Genomic DNA, 16516 nt, shown 5'->3' with positions numbered 1-16516 from the left:
ATGGAAATCAAGTTATGGCTGAGTATTGGCGGCTGCCGAGGTTGCGACCTACCGGTGGTCTGTCAGCTTGACCCCGCAAGCGGTGTGTGTGCTGCGACGCGATTGACTGTGGCCACGGGGTGCTCACGTGGCCGCCAGAGGTTCGCCCAGTTGTCTGACTTGTGAACGGCCTGGTTGACATCCGCCAATAAGCGACAGTCACCTTGTGAACTGACCACAAAATAGTGGCTGACCTGCTACAACACTGCTGGTCATGGGTTTGGGCGGTTTGGAAGTGTGTGCCGGCAAAGTCATGGCCCGCCAGCAGGGTGCGGGCGGGCCATGACTTTCGCTCGGACGGCCTGTTGACGGCCTGGGAGGGTGGTCTGGCCAACGTTTCCGCTGGTCAGACCACCGTGAAGCTCCCTGGATCACACGTCGTAGTACATGCCGAACTCGTACGGGTGCGGACGCAGGCGCAGCGGGTCGATCTCGTGCTCGCGCTTGAAGGCGATCCAGGTCTCGATCACGTCCGGGGTGAACACGCCACCCTCGAGCAGGTAGTCGTGGTCGGCCTCGAGCGCGTCGAGCACCTCGCCCAGCGACGCCGGAACCTGCTGGACCTCCTTGGCCTCCTCCGGGGGAAGCTCGTAGAGGTCCTTGTCGATCGGGGCCGGGGGCTCGATCTTGTTCTTCACGCCGTCGAGGCCCGCCATGACCATGGCCGCGAAGGCCAGGTACGGGTTGCCGGACGAGTCCGGGCAGCGGAACTCGACGCGCTTGGCCTTGGCGTTGTTGCCCGTGATCGGGATACGCACGCAGGCCGAGCGGTTGCGCTGGGAGTAGACCAGGCTGACCGGGGCCTCGTAGCCGGGCACCAGGCGGTGGTAGGAGTTCACCGTGGGGTTGGTGAACGCCAGCAGCGACGGGGCGTGGGCCAGGATGCCGCCGATGTAGTGGCGGGCGGTGTCGGACAGGCCCGCGTAGCCGGACTCGTCGTAGAACAGCGGCTCGCCGTCCTTCCACAGCGACTGGTGGGTGTGCATACCCGAGCCGTTGTCGCCGAAGAGGGGCTTCGGCATGAAGGTGGCCGACTTGTCGGCCTCCCACGCCGTGTTCTTGATCAGGTACTTGAACAACTGCAGGTCGTCCGCGGCGTGCAGCAGCGTGTTGAACCGGTAGTTGATCTCAGACTGGCCGGCGGTGCCCACCTCGTGGTGCGCGCGCTCGACGGTGAAGCCACCGTCCTGCATGTTCAGGACCATCTTGTCGCGCAGGTCGGCGAAGTGGTCGACCGGCGGCACGGGGAAGTAGCCGCCCTTGAAGCGGGTCTTGTAGCCCTTGTTCTTGCCGCCCTCTTCCGCGCCGCTGTTCCACCAGCCCTCGACCGAGTCGATCTCGTGGAACGAGCCGTTCTCCGTGTAGTCGAAGCGGATCGAGTCGAAGATGTAGAACTCCGCCTCGGCGCCGAAGAACGCGGTGTCGGCGATGCCGGACTCGGTGATGTACTGCTCCGCCTTGCGCGCGATGTTGCGCGGGTCGCGGGAGTACGCCTCCTTGGTGAACGGGTCGTGCACGAAGAAGTTGAGGATCAGCGTCTTCTCCGTGCGGAACGGGTCCAGGCGCGCCGTGTACGGGTCGGGCAGCAGCAGCATGTCCGACTCGTGGATCGACTGGAAACCACGCACCGAAGAGCCGTCGAACGCGAGGCCCTCGGTGAAGGCGTCCTCGTCGAACGCGGACGCGGGGACGGTGAAGTGCTGCATCACGCCGGGCAGGTCGCAGAACCGCACATCGACGAACTTCACTTCTTCTTCTGCGATGAAGCGCAGGACCTCGTCGGGAGAGTTGAACACGCTCGTTGACTCCTTCGTATTCTCCGCCGGTCCAATCCCGGCACATCGCGCGAGCGGGCAACCGTCCCTGCCTGCGATCACGGCCGCAGTGCCGTGCCCGCTCTGCGTGATGACGCTAAGAGGGTGGTGTTGCCCGACCATCACCGAGATGTTTCGCCGATGTTAACGACGGCCGGTTTTGCTCAAGAGGATGCCAGGAGCGGGCACGGATGGCACTTCGTCCTACGCTGGTGGGGTGAGCAGATGGACTGGTTCGTGGTTGTCCGGCCCAAGCGCGGCCATCGCCCCCACCGACGGTGAGATCCGGTGGCGGGGCGACCGGCTCGGCCTGCCCGAGCGCGGCTCCGGCTCGGTCGCCTCGCCGGCGATCCGGCTGGGCGCGTTGATGATCGATCTGGTCTTGGCCTCGCTGGTGACGTCCCTTTTCGTACGCAGGGACTTCGACGACCCGACCACGATGTGGACCTTCAACCTGTGGGCCATGGGGGTCTGGTTCGTGATCTCCGCGGTGGGGGTGTCGCTGGCCGGATTCACCCCGGGCAAGGCCATCCTGGGGATGCGGGTGGTGCGGATGGATGGGAGCGCGCTCGTCGGTCCGCTTCGGGGGATCGCGCGCACGGCTCTGGTGGGTGTGATCCTGCCCGCAGCCATCAATGACAAGGATGGTCGGGGGTTGCACGACCGGCTGCTCGGCACTCTGGTGTTGCGTACCCGCTAAGAGCATTCGCCAAGGTGCACGGCGTCCGCGACGTGGGTGAACCCGACCTGGCGGTACACCTGCTCGGCGCCGTCGTCGCCGGGGGTCAGCCAGGCCAGCGTGACCCCGGCGCGGTCGGCCACGGTCCGTACGGCGTACGCGGTTACCAGCGTCGCCAGACCCTTGCGGCGGTGCTCGGCGGCGGTGGCTATTCCGCCGATTTCCGTGACCCCATCGGCGACGCCGGTCCACGACGCCACCGCGACCGGCTTGCCGTCCAGGCGGGCGAGGATTGAACCGCCTTCCTCGACCGGACCGGGCTCGCTGCTTGCTCCTGGCTCACCGGGCGCGCCGAACGCGACGTGTGCGACGGCGTTGGCGGCTGTCGCGTCGCCTGCTGTTACCACCCGCTGGATGGTGACCCCGTGGGGGACCTTGGGAACGGTCACATCGGCCGGGTCGACGGTCATCAGGGGGATCCTGGCCGTCACATTCAGGCCCGCGGCGATCAGGAGGTCGGCCGCGCCGGGGCTGGCCTGCTCGATCAGCTCGAACCGGAGCAAACCCGACGGAAAGGCGGCCCGGAGGATGTCGACGCTGTCGGCGAGGTCGGTCACCCGCTCGCCCGGCTCGGTGGCGACGGCGTAGGACGTCATCGGGTGTCCGCCGTCGGTGAGCATGCCGGTGAACGGCCCGGCCGGAATCACGGTCTTCGAACGCGCCAGCCCGTCGCGCTGGGCGGTGGCGATTCGGACGGCGAGTGGATCGGTATCAAGCACGCGCCGAAGGTAGCCGCGCGGACCTGTGAGCGCGCCCGAATTACCCGAGGGCGTCGAGGTCGAGGGTGGCCGGGAAGGGGACTGCCGTGGTGAAGGTGCCGGTTACCTCGTCCCCGTTCTGGTATCCGAACGCCTCAGTCAGATGGCATGGCATCAACGACGTCGGCTCGCTGGTATCGACGATCCAGTAATGCGGGATGCCCGCATCGGCGTACTCGCGGTGCTTGGTGATGAGGTCGGTGCGTTGCGAACCGGGCGAGACAATCTCGATCACCACGAGGATCTCCGAGGCCCGAATCAGCCCGCCTTCGGCGTCCTGTCGAGCCTCGGCCTCGCTCCGGTAGATGATCAAATCGGGTCGCCTGCTGTAACCCGGCTCGCCTGGTGGGCGGAACTCAAGGTCGATATCGAGGTCTTGCACAACCTCGAACTTGTCGGGCAGTTGGTGCAGCAACTGGACATAGAGCTTCCCCGACGCCTTCATGTGTCGGCGGGTCGGGCTGGGAGACATCAATACGCGGCCCTCTAGCAGTTCGGTGTACCCGACCTCGGTCTCGCCGAGCGTCAAGTACTCCTCGATGGTCAACAGGTGCGTGGGCGCGCTCGACTCGGCTTGATGCTTTGGCATCGCGGTCACTGGCTCCTCCTCACGTCTGCTGTCAACTGTGGCAGAGGGGTACGACAAATGGCCTAACGACGGCGGAGGGTTCGCTGCACGCTGCGCATCTTGGCGCCGGGGGGCATCGGGCCCTTCGGCATGGCCGCGCCGCGACTGGCGATGGCGGCGAGGCGCTTCTCGACGGTGTCGATGTCGGCCGGGCGCAGGTTGTTCGGCAGCTTCATTAGGTGTCGCTGCAGGTTGCGCAGCTGGACCTGGCCCTCTTCGTTGCCGACGATCACGTCGTAGATCGGGGTGTCGCCGACGATGCGGGCGATGCGCTTCTTCTCCTGGCCGAGCAGGTTCTTCACCCGGTGCGGCGCGCCCTCGGCGACGAGGATGACGCCGGGCCTGCCGATCACCCGGTGCACCGCGTCGAGCTGCGTGGTGCCCGCGACGGTCGGGGTGACCCGCCAGCGGCCGCGCAGGTTCTCCAGCGCCCACGCCGCGGCGCCGGGCTGGCCGTCCGCCTTCGAGTAGACGTTCTTCTGGACCCGCCGACCGAAGATGATCACCGCGGCCAGCAGACCGAGGGCGATGCCCACCGGCAGCAGGAACCACTCGATCCCGAGCAGCAGCCCGATGCCGAAAACGACGCCGGTCACCACCAGGAGGGCGCCCAGCATCCAGGGGATGAGGGCCTTGTCCTCCTTGCGCTGCATGTTGAACGCCTGGAAGAGCTGTCCGCGCTTCGCCTTCGACGCAGCCTTGCGCGCCTTCTTGGCTTCCTTGGCGGCCGCCTTGTCCTGCTTGTCAGCCATAACCACCAGGATACGGTGCGTGGTCCCGCGTCCGTCGGGTGCGCTCTCTGTCAGGATGGGAGACATGGCCGGCGCACCTGATCCGCTCGCCGGGCTCGACCCGGACCAGCTCGCCGCGGTGACCGCCCCGCGCGGGCCCGTGTGCGTCCTCGCAGGCGCCGGGACCGGCAAGACCCGGACCATCGTCAGCCGCATCGCCAACCTCATCCACGCCGGGCACGTGAGCGCCGGGCAGGTCCTGGCGGTCACGTTCACCGCGCGGGCGGCAGGAGAGATGCGCACCCGGCTGCGCGCGCTCGACATCCATGCCGCGCAGGCCCGGACCTTCCACGCCGCCGCCCTGCGCCAGCTGCGCTACTTCTGGCCCCGCGTCGTCGGCGGCGAGCAGTGGGAGCTGATCGACGGCAAGCTGCGGCTGGTCAGTCAGGTCGCGAACAAGCTCGGCCTGGGCACGGAGCGCGAGACCCTGCGCGACCTGGCGAGCGAGATCGAGTGGGCCAAGGCGTCGCTGATCGCGCCCGTGGACTACCCGGCCGCCGTCGCCCGCTTCCATCGCGAGACACCGGCGCCCGCGGAGAAGATCGCCGAGGTCTACACCGGCTACGAGGCGCTGAAGAACCGCGCCCACCAGCTCGACTTCGACGACCTGCTGCTGCACACCGCCGCAGCCCTGGAGGAGCACTCGGCGGTGGCCGAGGAGTTCCGCGACCGCTACCGCTGCTTCGTGGTCGACGAGTACCAGGACGTCACCCCGCTGCAGCAGCGTGTCCTCGACGCGTGGCTGGGCCGCCGCGACGACCTGACCGTCGTCGGTGACGCGAACCAGACGATCTACTCCTTCGCAGGCGCCTCGGCCCGGCCGCTGCTCGACTTCACCCGCCGCTTCCCCGAGGCGACTGTCGTGCGCCTAGAGCGTGACTATCGCTCAACGCCGGAAGTGGTGTCCTTGGCGAACCGCGTCATCTCCGCCGCGCGCGACCGGCCCGCCGGGTCGCGGCTGCGGCTGATCGGCCAGCGCAAGCCCGGGCCGGACCCGGTGTTCGTCGAGTACGACGACGAGCCCGCGGAGGCGACCGCCGTCGCCGGGCGGATCAAGGACCTCATCGAGCAGGGCGTCGCGCTCAGCGAGATCGCGGTGCTCTTCCGGGTCAACGCGCAGTCGGAGGTCTACGAGCAGGCGCTGACCGAACTGGGCGTCCCGTACCTGGTGCGCGGCGGTGAGCGGTTCTTCAACCGCCAGGAGATCCGGCAGGCGACGGCCGCGCTGCGCACGGCGGCGGTCCAGTCGCCGACCGGCGAGCTGCCGAAACTCGTGCGGAGCCTGCTCGAACCGCTCGGTCTCACCGCTGACCCGCCTAGCGGCGGCGCGGCGCGCGAGCGCTGGGAGTCGCTGCTGGCCCTGGTCGAACTCGCCGAGGAACTCGCCGCGACGGTCGCCGACGCCGACCTCGCGCGCTACGTCCACGAACTCGAACTGCGCGCCCAGGCCCAGCACCCGCCGACCGTGGAGGGCGTGACGCTGGCGTCGCTGCACTCGGCCAAGGGCCTGGAGTGGGACGCGGTGTTCCTGGTCGGCCTGGTCGACGGCACGCTGCCGATCCAGCACGCCGACGGCAACGAGGCGCAGATCGAGGAGGAGCGCAGGCTGCTCTATGTCGGTGTCACCCGAGCCCGTGAGCACCTGTCGCTCACTTGGGCGCTCGCGCGCGCCGAGGGCGGCAAGCGCTACCGCAGGCGCAGCCGCTTCCTCTACGGCCTGATCCCGGAGAACCATCCGACCGCCCGGGTCGCCGCTTCCGCGACCCGCAAGCGTGATCGCGGGATGCCGATGATCAGGCACTGCCGGGTCTGCGGCGACGAGCTGGCGGGGACCATGGCGTTCAAGCTCGGCCGCTGCGAGACGTGTCCGGTGGATCTCGACCACGGCCTGCTCGAACGGCTGCGGCAGTGGCGGCTGGAGCGCTCCAAGGCGCTCCGCGTGCCCGTCTACGTCATTTTCACCGATGCCACACTTTTGGCGATCGCCGAACAGTGTCCGGCGGATCGGGCCGCGCTCGTGTCCATTTCCGGTGTGGGGGCCGTCAAGCTGGACAAATTCGGGCAAGAGGTGCTCTCGGTGGTCGCTAACGTCACCCGTTCGAACGGTATGTGACTGGCGTCACAGGAAGTTCTGGAAAATCGGTTGCGAGGGCCCTCGCAACCTGAATAACCTGCAATAGCGGGCCACGAAGTGGCCCGAAGATTCGGACCTAGGACAGACGGAGGAGGTGGCCATCGTGAAGATCTTCATGACGAACGCGAACCCAGGCTACTTCCTGTCCCTGGGTAGTTCTGTGTCGCCGTCCTGGGGGTCGGCGCGCGAAGCGATTCACGTCCAGCGTGAGCGCCTCGCCGTGTGCACCGCTACCGCTGCCGGCAGCGGCAGCAAGCACGCCCGCACTCTCGATGTCGACGTTCCGACCAATCCGTCCGCCACCTCGGGTGGGGTGACTTGACCCAACGTCAAGTAACCCCAGGCTCCCGAGGCCGCGGACTCCGATACCGGAATCCGCGGCCTTTTTCTTTGCCCTACACCGGCTCCACGGAGCCACCAGACTGAAATCAGGAGATTTCAAGCCATGAGTACCGCCACTGTTCCGCTCACCGGCGGAGCATTCACCGACCTTCTCGGACCTCCCGGTTCCGGCGTCAGCGAGCTGCTGGACGCGGCTCCGTCGGCCGGACTGGACCTTCCTTGCCGGTCCGCCGACAACCCCGACCTGTGGTTCGGCGACACCCCCACCGAGCTCGAGCGCGCCAAGCTGCTCTGCGGCGACTGCCCGGTGCGCGCGGCCTGCCTGGCCTCGGCGCTCGCGCGGCACGAGCCGTGGGGCGTCTGGGGTGGGGAGATCTTCGAGCGTGGCGTCGTGATCGCGCGCAAGCGGCCCCGTGGCCGCCCGCGCAAGGAAGACGTCGCACGAGAGGCCGCCGACCGCGCGGCCCACACCCAGGATGAGGTTGCCGCATGAACGCCCAGCTCAAAGACCCCATGTACACGTTCAAGCCCGAAGGACCCACGCAAATGCTGATCTATGAAAATCTCGCTCGATCTCGAACGCGACAGGCGGAACAGGTCGCGTACACGCACCGCCTGGCCCGCCGGATGCACACCGCCAAGCGCTGGGAACGAGTCTCGAAGTGGGCGGCCAAGCGCGCCCACCGTGTCATTTCCTCGCTCTAGGCCCTACCTGGACGGATGCCCGCCACCGCGCCGCGGTGGCGGGCATCCGCCGTTTTCAGTCTTCGAGGACCGCGAGTTCGAGCTCGCGAAGCCGATCCCGGTCGGCGATCACGTCGATCTCGATGATCTTGCCGTCGGTGATCGTGAAGGCGAGCACCAGGGCGAGCTTGCCGTGAGGAGCCATCGCGAGTCCGACCGCGCCGTCGATCAGGGCCGTGCCGGTGAACTGGGCCCGACCGGTCGCGGCCATCGCGCCCTTGGCCACGGTGTCCGCGCCGCGCACCAGGATCGGTTCGGGAGTGGGGACGACCGCGCGGTCCGCGCGAAGCACCACGTCCGGGTGGAGAAGGGTGACCAGCGCGTCGAAGTCCCCGCCGCGGGTGGCGGCCAGGAAGGCGTCGACGACCCGCCGGCGCAGGGCCAAATCGGCGTCGGGGGTGGGAGTGCTCCCCTTGACCCGGCGGCGGGCCCGACTCGCGAGTTGCCGCGCCGCGGCCGGGGATCGCTCGATCATCGGGCCGATGTCGTCGAACGGCACGGCGAACATGTCGTGCAGAACGAACGCGAGCCGCTCGGCGGGCGTCAGCGTGTCCAGCACGACGAGCAGCGCCAGCCCGACCGAGTCGGCCAGCTCCGACTCCCGCTCGGGGTCGCCACCGGCGTCCCGACCGGCGACCGGGTCGGAGAGCAGTGCCTCGAACGGGTCTTCACGCCGCGTTTCGCGTGACCGCAGCATGTTCAGGCACACCCGGGCCACCACTGTGGTCAGCCACCCGGTCAGGTTCTCGACCTCGCTGGTGTCGGCGCGGTCGGCGCGCAGCCAGGTCTCCTGGACGGCGTCCTCGGCCTCGCTGAGCGAGCCGAGCATCCGGTAGGCCACCGCCCGCAGGTGGGTCCGGTCTTGCTCGAATCGCTCGGTCAGCTCGTCCATCGGTCACATTCCTCGGTCGTGGGTGTCAGCCAACCAGATCACCTGCGGCGAAACACAAGGGAAACTTCGTGGAAATCCAACCGCGGGTCGCGCCGGTTAGCGTTGGGGCCCCTTGGATCGCAACCGGCCGGTGAGGCAGACGGTGGCCCAGAGCACCTTCGATGGACGCGGCAAGCGCAGACGCCGGGCCGAAGTCGGCCGCACCGGCGCCCGGTTCGGCCCCGTCGGCGCGTGGCAGGACGAGTCGGAGCCGGTGGACCCGCTGTTCGTCGAGCCGGACCCGGAGTCGCCGGTCGGTCTGACCGGCGCGCGGTTCGGTGGCGGGCGGGCGAAGTCCCAGCGCGCGGAGCCCGACTTGGAGCCGCCGCACGATATCGAGCCCGAACCCCCCGAACCCGTTGTCGAGCCCGAGCCCGAGCCCGAGCCCGGCTATGCCAAGCCGATTGCCGAGGAGTACCTCGACTGGGTGCACCGGCCTGAGTCGCACTCGCTGGTCCGGCCGTACGCGTGGACCGGCGGCCGCACCCGGACCGGCACTCAGCTGGCGATCGAGGCGATCGTGCAGACCGCGGGCCCGGCGCCGACCTGGGAGTCGCGGACGATCACCGAACTGTGCACGACCCCGCGGTCGGTCGCCGAGGTCGCCGCGCTGCTGTCGGTGCCGCTAGGGGTGGCCCGAGTGCTGATCGGGGACCTCGCCGACCAGGGCGTCCTCGTTGTCGAGCGGGTCGCGGGGAACGCTCCCGACCTGGAGATCCTCGGTCGTGTCCTGGCGGGTCTGCACAACCTCTGACAGTGGTGCCCCGAGGGTTCCGTGACGACAGCCGACCACGGTTGCCCGCCATCCGTACGATCACACGGCGGGTGACCAACCCTTTGAATTTCGGGGAGGCGGACTAGTGCACACTCACGACGGCATCGACTGGACCAGCAGGCTTGTGGCGATGCGGCGGACCGATGAGGTCGAAGCCGAGGTCAACTGCTGGGTCGCCGACCGCCTGGTCGACGAGCTTCGCGATGGCGCGACGGTGATCGACGTCGGGTCCGGTTCGGGTGGCATGAGCGCGGCGTTCGCGGCGGCTCTCGCGGTGCGCGGCGGCGGCCGGATCGTGTTGGTCGACGCCGTTCCCGAGTTGCAGGCCGCGGCGAGTGAAGCAGTCGCGGCGGTCGCGGGCGACAAGGTCGAACTTGTCGCCGTGCTCGCCGACGCGGCCGATCCGGGCCTCGCCGACCACGTTCCCCCAGGCGACCTGGTGTGGGCCTCGCGGGTGGTGCATCACCTGCCTGACGAGCGCCAGGGCGTCGCGGGGTTGGTGCGGCTGCTGAATCCGGGTGGCAGCCTCGCGCTCGCCGAGGGCGGTCTCAGCACCCGGTGCCTGCCCTGGGACATCGGCGTGGGGGAGCCCGGTCTGCAGGACCGCCTCGCCGCCGCGCAGACGGCATGGTTCGCCGAGATGCGCGCGGGGATCGAGGACGTGGTGCGGATGCCGTTCGGGTGGAACCGCGCGCTGGCCGAGGCGGGCCTCACCGACGTGGGCGCGTTCAGCTACCTGGTGGATCTGCCCGCTCCCGCCTCACCCGCCGTGCGGGAGTCGGTTGCCGACTGGCTGGCCTGGATGGCCCGGGTCGGCGAGGAACGGCTGTCGGAGTCCGACCGCGACGCTCTCGACCGGCTGATGGACCCGGACGGTCCCGACTGGGTGGGCAGGCGCGACGACGTGTTCCTGCTCAGCGCGAACACCATTCACCACGGCCGCGCGGCGTAGCGTCGGTAGCCATGACCGACCAACCCGCCGCGACGTGCTCCCTGTGCGGCAAGTCCCGCGCGGACGCGTCGCCCGTGGAGGCGCTGGCCTGGTCGTCGGAGACCGACGACCGCGGCACGCGCTGGCTGTGCCCGGCGTGCGCGCGTACCCACGTGCGCGACATCGAGGGCAAGCTGCCCGCCGAGTACTGGTGATCAGTCCACGTCGGCGAAGCCGGGCTGCCAGCGGGAGATGATCTCCCGCATGCCGACCTCGGCGTCGAGCTGGCACAGGATGCCGGTCGCGCCCGCGGTGACCCGCTGGACCAGCAGGTACTGCGGCGGCAGGTTGAGCGAGCGGCCGGTCTTGAAGTCCTGGCCGCGCAGGTCGCCGACCCGCTCGGCCTGCCGCTGCATCCAGCGTCGGGTGAAGTGGAACTTCTCGACCGCGGCGGGCTCGGCGAACGGGGCCAGGTAGGCGAGGACGTCCTCGGCCTCGATCTTCATGCCCGCCCGGACGAAGCCTTCGTCTCGCATGAGCTGCAGCAGCCGGTCGGAGTTCCCGTCGAGTGACAGGCGGGTCATCATCCCCAGCGGCCGGGGCAGGCCGTCGGGCAGCCGGGCGACGGCGCCGAAGTCGATGACGCAGAGCCTGCCGTCCGGGGTGATCATGAAGTTGCCGGGATGCGGGTCGGAGTGCAGCAGCCCGGCCCGCGCCGGCGAGGAGAAGTGGAACTCGCACAGCAGTCGACCGGCGTGGTCGCGCTCGGCTTTGTCGCCGTCGCGGATGATCCTGGCCAGCGGCTTGCCGTCGACCCACTCGGTGACCGTGACCTTGGGCGCGCTCGCCACGACCTTCGGGACCAGCACCGAGCTGTCGCCGTCGAACGCCTTGGCGAACGCGCGCTGGTTGTCGGCCTCGGCGCGGTAGTCGAGCTCCTCGGTCATCCGGTCGGACAGCTCGCGCAGCAGCGGCTTGACCTCCAAGCCCGGCACGAACGGCTGGAACAGCCTGCTGAACCGCTGCAGCTGGCGCAGATCGGAGAGCAGCGCCTCATCGGCGCCCGGGTACTGGACCTTGACCGCGACGATCCGGCCGTCGTGCCACGTCGCCTTGTGCACCTGCCCGATGCTGGCCGCGGCCGCGGGGACGTCGTCGAAATCGGCGAACCGGTCGGCCCACCCGCGACCCAGCTGCTGGGCCAGGACCCGGTGCGTCGCCGCCTTCGTCATCGGGGGCGCCGCCGACTGCAGCTTGGTGAGGGCCTCGCGGTACGGCTCCGCCATCTCGTCGGGCACCGCCGCCTCGAACACCGACAGCGCCTGGCCGAACTTCATCGCGCCACCCTTGAGCTGCCCCAAGACGGCGAAGAGCTGCTCGGCGGTGCGCGCGGACAATTCGGCGCTGACCTCGTCGGCACTCTGCCCGGCGAGCCGCTTCCCCCAGCCGCCGACAGCGCGCCCGGCCACCCCCAGGGGAATGGTGGCTAGCCGGGCGGTGCGCGCGGCAGTCTTGCGTGGCATCTCCGTCACGCCATGATTGTCCCTTGTCATGGGGCGGCGGCGCAGCTGATTGCGGTATGGGCAACTCCACGTCGTCTCACCCAGCCTCCCGAGCCGCAGCCACACCGCAGGCGCAGTGCGGGTGTGGCGGCCACGCGCGGTGGGCGATCGTCGCGTCGACCGGGTCGAGTTCCAGGCTGCGCGTCCACACCGCGGGCGGGCGTGGCCCAGGATCCGCGAGCCATCGCAGCGCCGCGAGGACCTGCGCGGCGGCGAGCCCGGCTGTGGCGTGGATGGCGGCCAGATCGGCGAGCTGCGGTCGGCCCGCGAGTTGCGCGGCGACCATCGGCCAGCACTTGTCGCGGTCGGTCCGATGTCGATCGGCGCAGGTCAGGCAGGCTGTGACGGCGGGGATGACCACTGGGCCGACGATGCCGACGCCGTCGCGGACGCGGATCGGCAGGTGCGGGACACCCTGTTCGACCAGCCGCGCCACGACCGCCGGGTCGGGGACCAAGGCGTCGGTCAGCAACGCGAGGTCAGGCTGGGCGCGGGTGTCGCGCACGCCAGGGTCGACCCGCCGGATCGCGTCGCGTGCCGCCGTCGCGCGCTCGCGGCCGACGTCCTCGGGGGTGAATCCCGTGCCGACGTCTTCGGGCTGGACCTGGCCGCGGGCCTCGACCCGGACAGCGCCGATGCCCGCGGCGGCCAGCAGGCACGCGGTCGCCACGGCGAGCCTGCCGTCGCCGTGCACCGACACCGTGGCCTCCGCGCGGGCCCTCGGGTGGCTCACCGCGCGGTGGACCGTGGCCGCGGTCAGGTCGCCGGCGAGCCTGCGGGGGAGCGGGACGCTCGGGCAGGCGGCGTCCTCGACGAGGCCCCGGTCGGCCAGCCCGCTGATCAAGTCGCGCAGCTGCTCGCGGTGTCGCGGGCCGACGCGGTCGAGCAACTCCGCTGTCGTGCGGGCGCCGGTGAGGGTCGCCGCGGCGTCGGCGATGGACGTCGGCAGGTCCGCGACGATCATGGCGTGGCGTGGATCAAGGCCGATCTGGATCTCGTCGGCACGTCTGCGCAGGACAGCGAGGCCGGGGCGGAGCCGGGGGCGGTCCGGGTAGCTGAGGTGGATCATGGTGGCCAGCGTGCCCGATTCCGCCGAATGGTGGATCCGTTTATCCACAGGCGAAAGCTCACACTCCCGCGATGTCGGTGCCGCCCTTTACGGTGGTGTCTGTGGCCGAACCCAGTGTCGAGGTGCGTCGCAGCAAGCGCAGAACCCGCACCGTCACCGCTTACCGCGAAGGTGACACGCTGATAGTGCAGATCCCCGCCCGGCTCTCCAAGAAAGAGGAGGCGCACTGGGTGGCGGAGATGCAGCGCAGGCTCCTGCGCACCGAAACGCGCAGGCGCTCGCCCGCGCGAACATCCGACGCCGCACTGCTCGAGCGGTGCGGCGAACTCTCCGACCGCTACTTCGACGGCCGGTGCCACCCCTCGGGGGTGCGGTGGGTCCCGCCCATGCGCACCCGCTGGGCGTCGTGCACACCGGTCGACCGCACGATCCGGGTCAGCGAACGGCTACGGGAAGTGCCTGCCTGGGTGTTGGATTATGTGCTGGTGCATGAGCTGGCGCACCTGCTGGAGTCCGATCATGGGCCGGCGTTCTGGGAGCTGGTCCGGGCTTATCCGAAGGCGGATCGCGCGATCGGGTTCCTAGAGGGCCTGTCCGCCGCCGCCGGCTGGGGCATCACCTCCGAGGACTAGACCTGAGCGCGAGTCGCCCCTCCAGGCAAACGAGTCGCCCCTCCGTGCGGGTGATTTCGACACTCGAATGTCGAAATCACCCGCACGGAGGGGCGACTCAGTTGCCTGGAGGGGCGACTCGCGCTCAGGCTTTGTCCTCGCCCTGGTCCTCTTCGAGCTTGGCGATCATGTCGTCGACGTCGGACTTGGTGCCCAGGCGTTCGGCGAAGTCCATGGGGTCGTCGAGATCGTCCGCCGTGGGCATGAGGTCCGGGTGGCCCCACAGGCCGTCGCGGGTTTCGATGCCGTGCTGGTCTGTGACCAGTCGCCAGAGGGCCGCTGCCGCGCGGAGTTTGCGGGGGCGCAGTTCGAGGCCGACGAGGGTGGCGAAGGTCTGTTCCGCCGGGCCGCCGGAGGCGCGGCGGCGGCGGAGGGTTTCGCGGAGGGCGTCGGCGCCGGGCAGGCGGTCGGTGACGGCTTCGCCGACGACGATGTCGACCCAGCCCTCCACCAGTGCCAACAGGGTCTCCAGGCGGGCCAGGGCGGCCTTCTGCTCCGGGGTGGCCTGTGGTTCGAGCATGCCGGACTGCATGGCCTTCTCGATCGTCTCCGGGTTCGCCGGGTCGACCTGGCTCGCCAGTTCCTGCAGCGCGGTCGTGTCGACCTTGATGCCGTTGGCGAACTCCTCGACCGTCGCGAGCAGGCGCTGCCGCAGCCACGGGACGTGCGCGAACAGGCGCTGGTGGGCGGCCTCACGTGCGGCCAGGAAGACCATGACCTCACTTGAGGGCCGCTCCAGGCCCTTGGTGAACTCCTCGATGTTCGCCGGCACCAGCGCGGCGGTGTTCGCCGGGCCCAGGGGCAGGCCGATGTCGGTGGAGGTCAGCACCTCGGACGCGAGCTGCGCCAACGCGTTGCCCAGCTGCGAGCCGAACGCCATGCCGCCCATCTGGCCGACCATCGCCAGCAGCGGACCGGCCTGCTGCCGCGCCTCGTCCGGCAGGGCGTCGACCCAGGCGCCGGACATGCGGCGGGCCACCGGGTCGCACAGGCGCTGCCAGGTCGGCAGGGTGTGCTCCACCCAGTCGCGCGGGGTCCATGCCTTGGTGACGGTCGCGCCCGCGGGCAGCGTGGTCACCGGGTCGAGCCACATCTCCGCGAGGTGCACGGCGTCGTCGACGGCGGTGCTGGAGGTCGAGGGGGCGAAGCCCACCTGCCCGGCCAGCTTCTGCACGGCGATCTGCTTGGCGAGGTCGTAGTTGACCGGCCCAGTCGACGAGCCGGTCTGGCTCAGCATCTGACCGAGCTGGCTGAGCATCTGGCCCAGCTGGTCGAACGGGTTCTCCGGACCGCCCTGGGCGTTCGGGTCCTTCTTCTTATCCGGGTCATTGGGGTCCGGCATTCCGAAGCCGAACGTGAACTCGCTCATGGGTCCACGGTACGCGGCTGAGCCGTTCTCGCGATGTCAGGTGATCCGCTCTAGGTGAACGCACGTACTCTGTCGATTCGTGAGCACGCCACCGGACGCCCCCGCGGCGCACACGCCGCCGATCGGTCCCACCGAAGGCTGGAACCTGACCCGCCGAGGGTGGACCGTGTTGTCCAGTTCGCTGCTGGTCATGGGCCTGCTGGTGCTCGGGTTGTTGGTGCCCGTGCCCTATGTCTCCCTCGGCCCCGGCCCCACCTATGACACCCTCGGCGACGTCGAAGGCGTGCAGGTGGTGAGCGTCAACGGCACCGAGACGTTCCCGACCAGCGGCCAGCTGCGGATGACCACGGTGTCCGTGCAGGACGACGTCAGCATGTTCGAGGGGGTCGCGCGGTGGGTCAGCGGCCGCTACGCGCTGGCGCCGCGCGAGGAGTACTTCAAGCCCGGTGTGACCGAGGAGGAAGTGCAGGAACAGAACAGCAAACTGTTCCAGGACTCGCAGAGCAACGCCGAGATCGCCGCCCTGCGGTACCTCAAGTATCCGATGAAGGTCATCGCCCAGGAGATCACCTCCGGCGGGCCCGCCGACAAGGTCCTGGTCCCCGGCGACCGGCTGCTGGTGGTCAACGGCAAGACGATCACCGCCGCGGCCGATGTCCGCGAGGCGTTGGTCGGGACCGCCCCCGGCCAGGCCGTGCCGGTCACCTTCCACCGTGAGGGCCAGGAGAAGTCGGGGACGATCACCCTGGGCAAGGCCACCGACTTCGGCGCCCCGGACCAGCCCCACGGCTTCATGGGCCTGGCGGCCGCCGTGCGTCCCGACGTCACGTTCAAGACCTCGATCACCCTGGCCGACGTCGGCGGGCCGTCGGCGGGGCTGATGTTCGCGCTGGCCATCGTCGATCGGCTCACCCCCGGCGACATCGGCGACGGCGCCGTGATCGCGGGCACCGGGGAGATCACCGCCCAAGGCCAGGTCGGCGACATCGGCGGCATCCCGTTCAAGATGATCTCCGCCCACGAGGCGGGCGCCACGACGTTCCTGGTCCCCGCCGACAACTGCGCCGAGGCCAAGGAGAACGCCCCCGACGGCCTGCGCCTGGTGAAGGTCGAGAACCTCGAAGGTGCCGTGCGCGCCCTCGAGGACCTCAAGGCCAACCGGGAAGCGCCCTCCTGCTAGCTGTTATCCACACCGCTGAGCACTTATCCACAGCCCACC

18 protein-coding genes are annotated in these 16516 nt (G+C 69.6%); 10 read left to right on the top strand and 8 right to left on the bottom strand.

Annotated elements, in window-relative coordinates; translation table 11 throughout:
- Positions 1 to 410: 410 nt before the first annotated feature.
- Positions 411 to 1835, bottom strand: a complete 1425-nt coding sequence (glnA, locus tag ACUZ2Y_RS14190; RefSeq protein WP_476331029.1) for a type I glutamate--ammonia ligase — start codon at positions 1833 to 1835, stop codon at positions 411 to 413.
- A 235-nt stretch (positions 1836 to 2070) separates the two neighbouring features.
- Between glnA and ACUZ2Y_RS14185 the strand changes: the two genes are divergently transcribed.
- The gene (locus ACUZ2Y_RS14185) at positions 2071 to 2553 is read left to right on the top strand and encodes an RDD family protein (RefSeq protein ID WP_476331026.1); all 483 of its coding nucleotides are present in this window, start codon (positions 2071 to 2073) and stop codon (positions 2551 to 2553) included.
- On the opposite strand, the gene ACUZ2Y_RS14180 is transcribed toward ACUZ2Y_RS14185, so the two are convergent.
- The 3 genes from ACUZ2Y_RS14180 to ACUZ2Y_RS14170 form a co-directional block, all read right to left on the bottom strand.
- Positions 2550 to 3311: a GNAT family N-acetyltransferase gene (locus ACUZ2Y_RS14180; protein WP_476331023.1), complete on the bottom strand. Its 762-nt coding sequence runs from the start codon at positions 3309 to 3311 to the stop codon at positions 2550 to 2552. The two genes, ACUZ2Y_RS14185 and ACUZ2Y_RS14180, sit on opposite strands and share 4 nt — an antisense overlap.
- A 40-nt stretch (positions 3312 to 3351) precedes the next feature.
- A complete protein-coding gene (locus ACUZ2Y_RS14175) occupies positions 3352 to 3939 on the bottom strand; it encodes a Uma2 family endonuclease (RefSeq protein WP_476331803.1) in 588 nt (195 codons plus the stop codon).
- Positions 3940 to 4001: 62 nt separating this feature from the next.
- Positions 4002 to 4730, bottom strand: a complete 729-nt coding sequence (locus ACUZ2Y_RS14170; protein WP_476331021.1) for a DUF4191 domain-containing protein — start codon at positions 4728 to 4730, stop codon at positions 4002 to 4004.
- Positions 4731 to 4794: 64 nt separating this feature from the next.
- Between ACUZ2Y_RS14170 and ACUZ2Y_RS14165 the strand changes: the two genes are divergently transcribed.
- The 4 genes from ACUZ2Y_RS14165 (at position 4795) to ACUZ2Y_RS14150 (ending at position 7950) form a co-directional block, all read left to right on the top strand.
- Entirely contained in the window at positions 4795 to 6882 is a 2088-nt protein-coding gene (locus ACUZ2Y_RS14165; protein WP_476331018.1) for an ATP-dependent DNA helicase UvrD2, read from the top strand.
- Positions 6883 to 7006: 124 nt separating this feature from the next.
- Positions 7007 to 7225 carry a hypothetical protein gene (locus ACUZ2Y_RS14160; RefSeq protein ID WP_476331015.1) on the top strand — a complete coding sequence of 73 codons (219 nt, stop codon included), beginning with the start codon at positions 7007 to 7009 and terminating at the stop codon, positions 7223 to 7225.
- A 123-nt stretch (positions 7226 to 7348) separates the two neighbouring features.
- Positions 7349 to 7738, top strand: a complete 390-nt coding sequence (locus ACUZ2Y_RS14155) for a WhiB family transcriptional regulator (RefSeq protein ID WP_476331012.1) — start codon at positions 7349 to 7351, stop codon at positions 7736 to 7738.
- Positions 7735 to 7950: a hypothetical protein gene (locus ACUZ2Y_RS14150; protein WP_476331010.1), complete on the top strand. Its 216-nt coding sequence runs from the start codon at positions 7735 to 7737 to the stop codon at positions 7948 to 7950. The genes ACUZ2Y_RS14155 and ACUZ2Y_RS14150 overlap by 4 nt, the downstream gene beginning before the upstream one ends.
- Positions 7951 to 8005: 55 nt before the next feature.
- Here the strand turns inward: ACUZ2Y_RS14150 and ACUZ2Y_RS14145 are convergent, their stop codons facing one another.
- On the bottom strand, positions 8006 to 8881 hold the full coding sequence (locus ACUZ2Y_RS14145) for a sigma-70 family RNA polymerase sigma factor (protein ID WP_476331007.1): 876 nt from the start codon (positions 8879 to 8881) through the stop codon (positions 8006 to 8008).
- Positions 8882 to 9011: 130 nt separating this feature from the next.
- Between ACUZ2Y_RS14145 and ACUZ2Y_RS14140 the strand changes: the two genes are divergently transcribed.
- The 3 genes from ACUZ2Y_RS14140 to ACUZ2Y_RS14130 all read left to right on the top strand — a co-directional run bounded on the left by ACUZ2Y_RS14140 (position 9012) and on the right by ACUZ2Y_RS14130 (position 10841).
- A complete protein-coding gene (locus tag ACUZ2Y_RS14140; protein WP_476331004.1) occupies positions 9012 to 9674 on the top strand; it encodes a DUF742 domain-containing protein in 663 nt (220 codons plus the stop codon).
- Between the two features lie 106 nt (positions 9675 to 9780).
- The gene (locus ACUZ2Y_RS14135; RefSeq protein ID WP_476331001.1) at positions 9781 to 10647 is read left to right on the top strand and encodes a class I SAM-dependent methyltransferase; all 867 of its coding nucleotides are present in this window, start codon (positions 9781 to 9783) and stop codon (positions 10645 to 10647) included.
- 11 nt (positions 10648 to 10658) lie between these two features.
- The gene (locus ACUZ2Y_RS14130) at positions 10659 to 10841 is read left to right on the top strand and encodes a hypothetical protein (RefSeq protein ID WP_476330999.1); all 183 of its coding nucleotides are present in this window, start codon (positions 10659 to 10661) and stop codon (positions 10839 to 10841) included.
- On the opposite strand, the gene ACUZ2Y_RS14125 is transcribed toward ACUZ2Y_RS14130, so the two are convergent.
- The gene (locus tag ACUZ2Y_RS14125; protein WP_476331800.1) at positions 10842 to 12149 is read right to left on the bottom strand and encodes an ABC1 kinase family protein; all 1308 of its coding nucleotides are present in this window, start codon (positions 12147 to 12149) and stop codon (positions 10842 to 10844) included.
- Positions 12150 to 12225: 76 nt separating this feature from the next.
- Positions 12226 to 13257 carry a hypothetical protein gene (locus ACUZ2Y_RS14120; RefSeq protein WP_476330996.1) on the bottom strand — a complete coding sequence of 344 codons (1032 nt, stop codon included), beginning with the start codon at positions 13255 to 13257 and terminating at the stop codon, positions 12226 to 12228.
- Between the two features lie 71 nt (positions 13258 to 13328).
- On the opposite strand from ACUZ2Y_RS14120, the gene ACUZ2Y_RS14115 reads away from it, so the two are divergent.
- Positions 13329 to 13889, top strand: a complete 561-nt coding sequence (locus ACUZ2Y_RS14115) for a M48 metallopeptidase family protein (protein ID WP_476330994.1) — start codon at positions 13329 to 13331, stop codon at positions 13887 to 13889.
- Between the two features lie 124 nt (positions 13890 to 14013).
- Here the strand turns inward: ACUZ2Y_RS14115 and ACUZ2Y_RS14110 are convergent, their stop codons facing one another.
- Positions 14014 to 15297 (bottom strand): zinc-dependent metalloprotease, encoded by a 1284-nt coding sequence (locus ACUZ2Y_RS14110; RefSeq protein ID WP_476330992.1) that lies wholly within the window; start codon positions 15295 to 15297, stop codon positions 14014 to 14016.
- Between the two features lie 79 nt (positions 15298 to 15376).
- Here ACUZ2Y_RS14110 and ACUZ2Y_RS14105 point away from each other — a divergent pair, with 79 nt between their 5' ends.
- Complete coding sequence (locus ACUZ2Y_RS14105; RefSeq protein ID WP_476330989.1) at positions 15377 to 16477, top strand: YlbL family protein; 1101 nt, start codon at positions 15377 to 15379, stop codon at positions 16475 to 16477.
- The last annotated feature ends 39 nt before the right edge of the window (positions 16478 to 16516 follow it).

This window comes from Actinokineospora sp. UV203, assembly GCF_056323665.1.
Note: the sequence above shows the minus strand (reverse complement) of the source record. Positions and strands in the feature narration are given on the sequence as shown.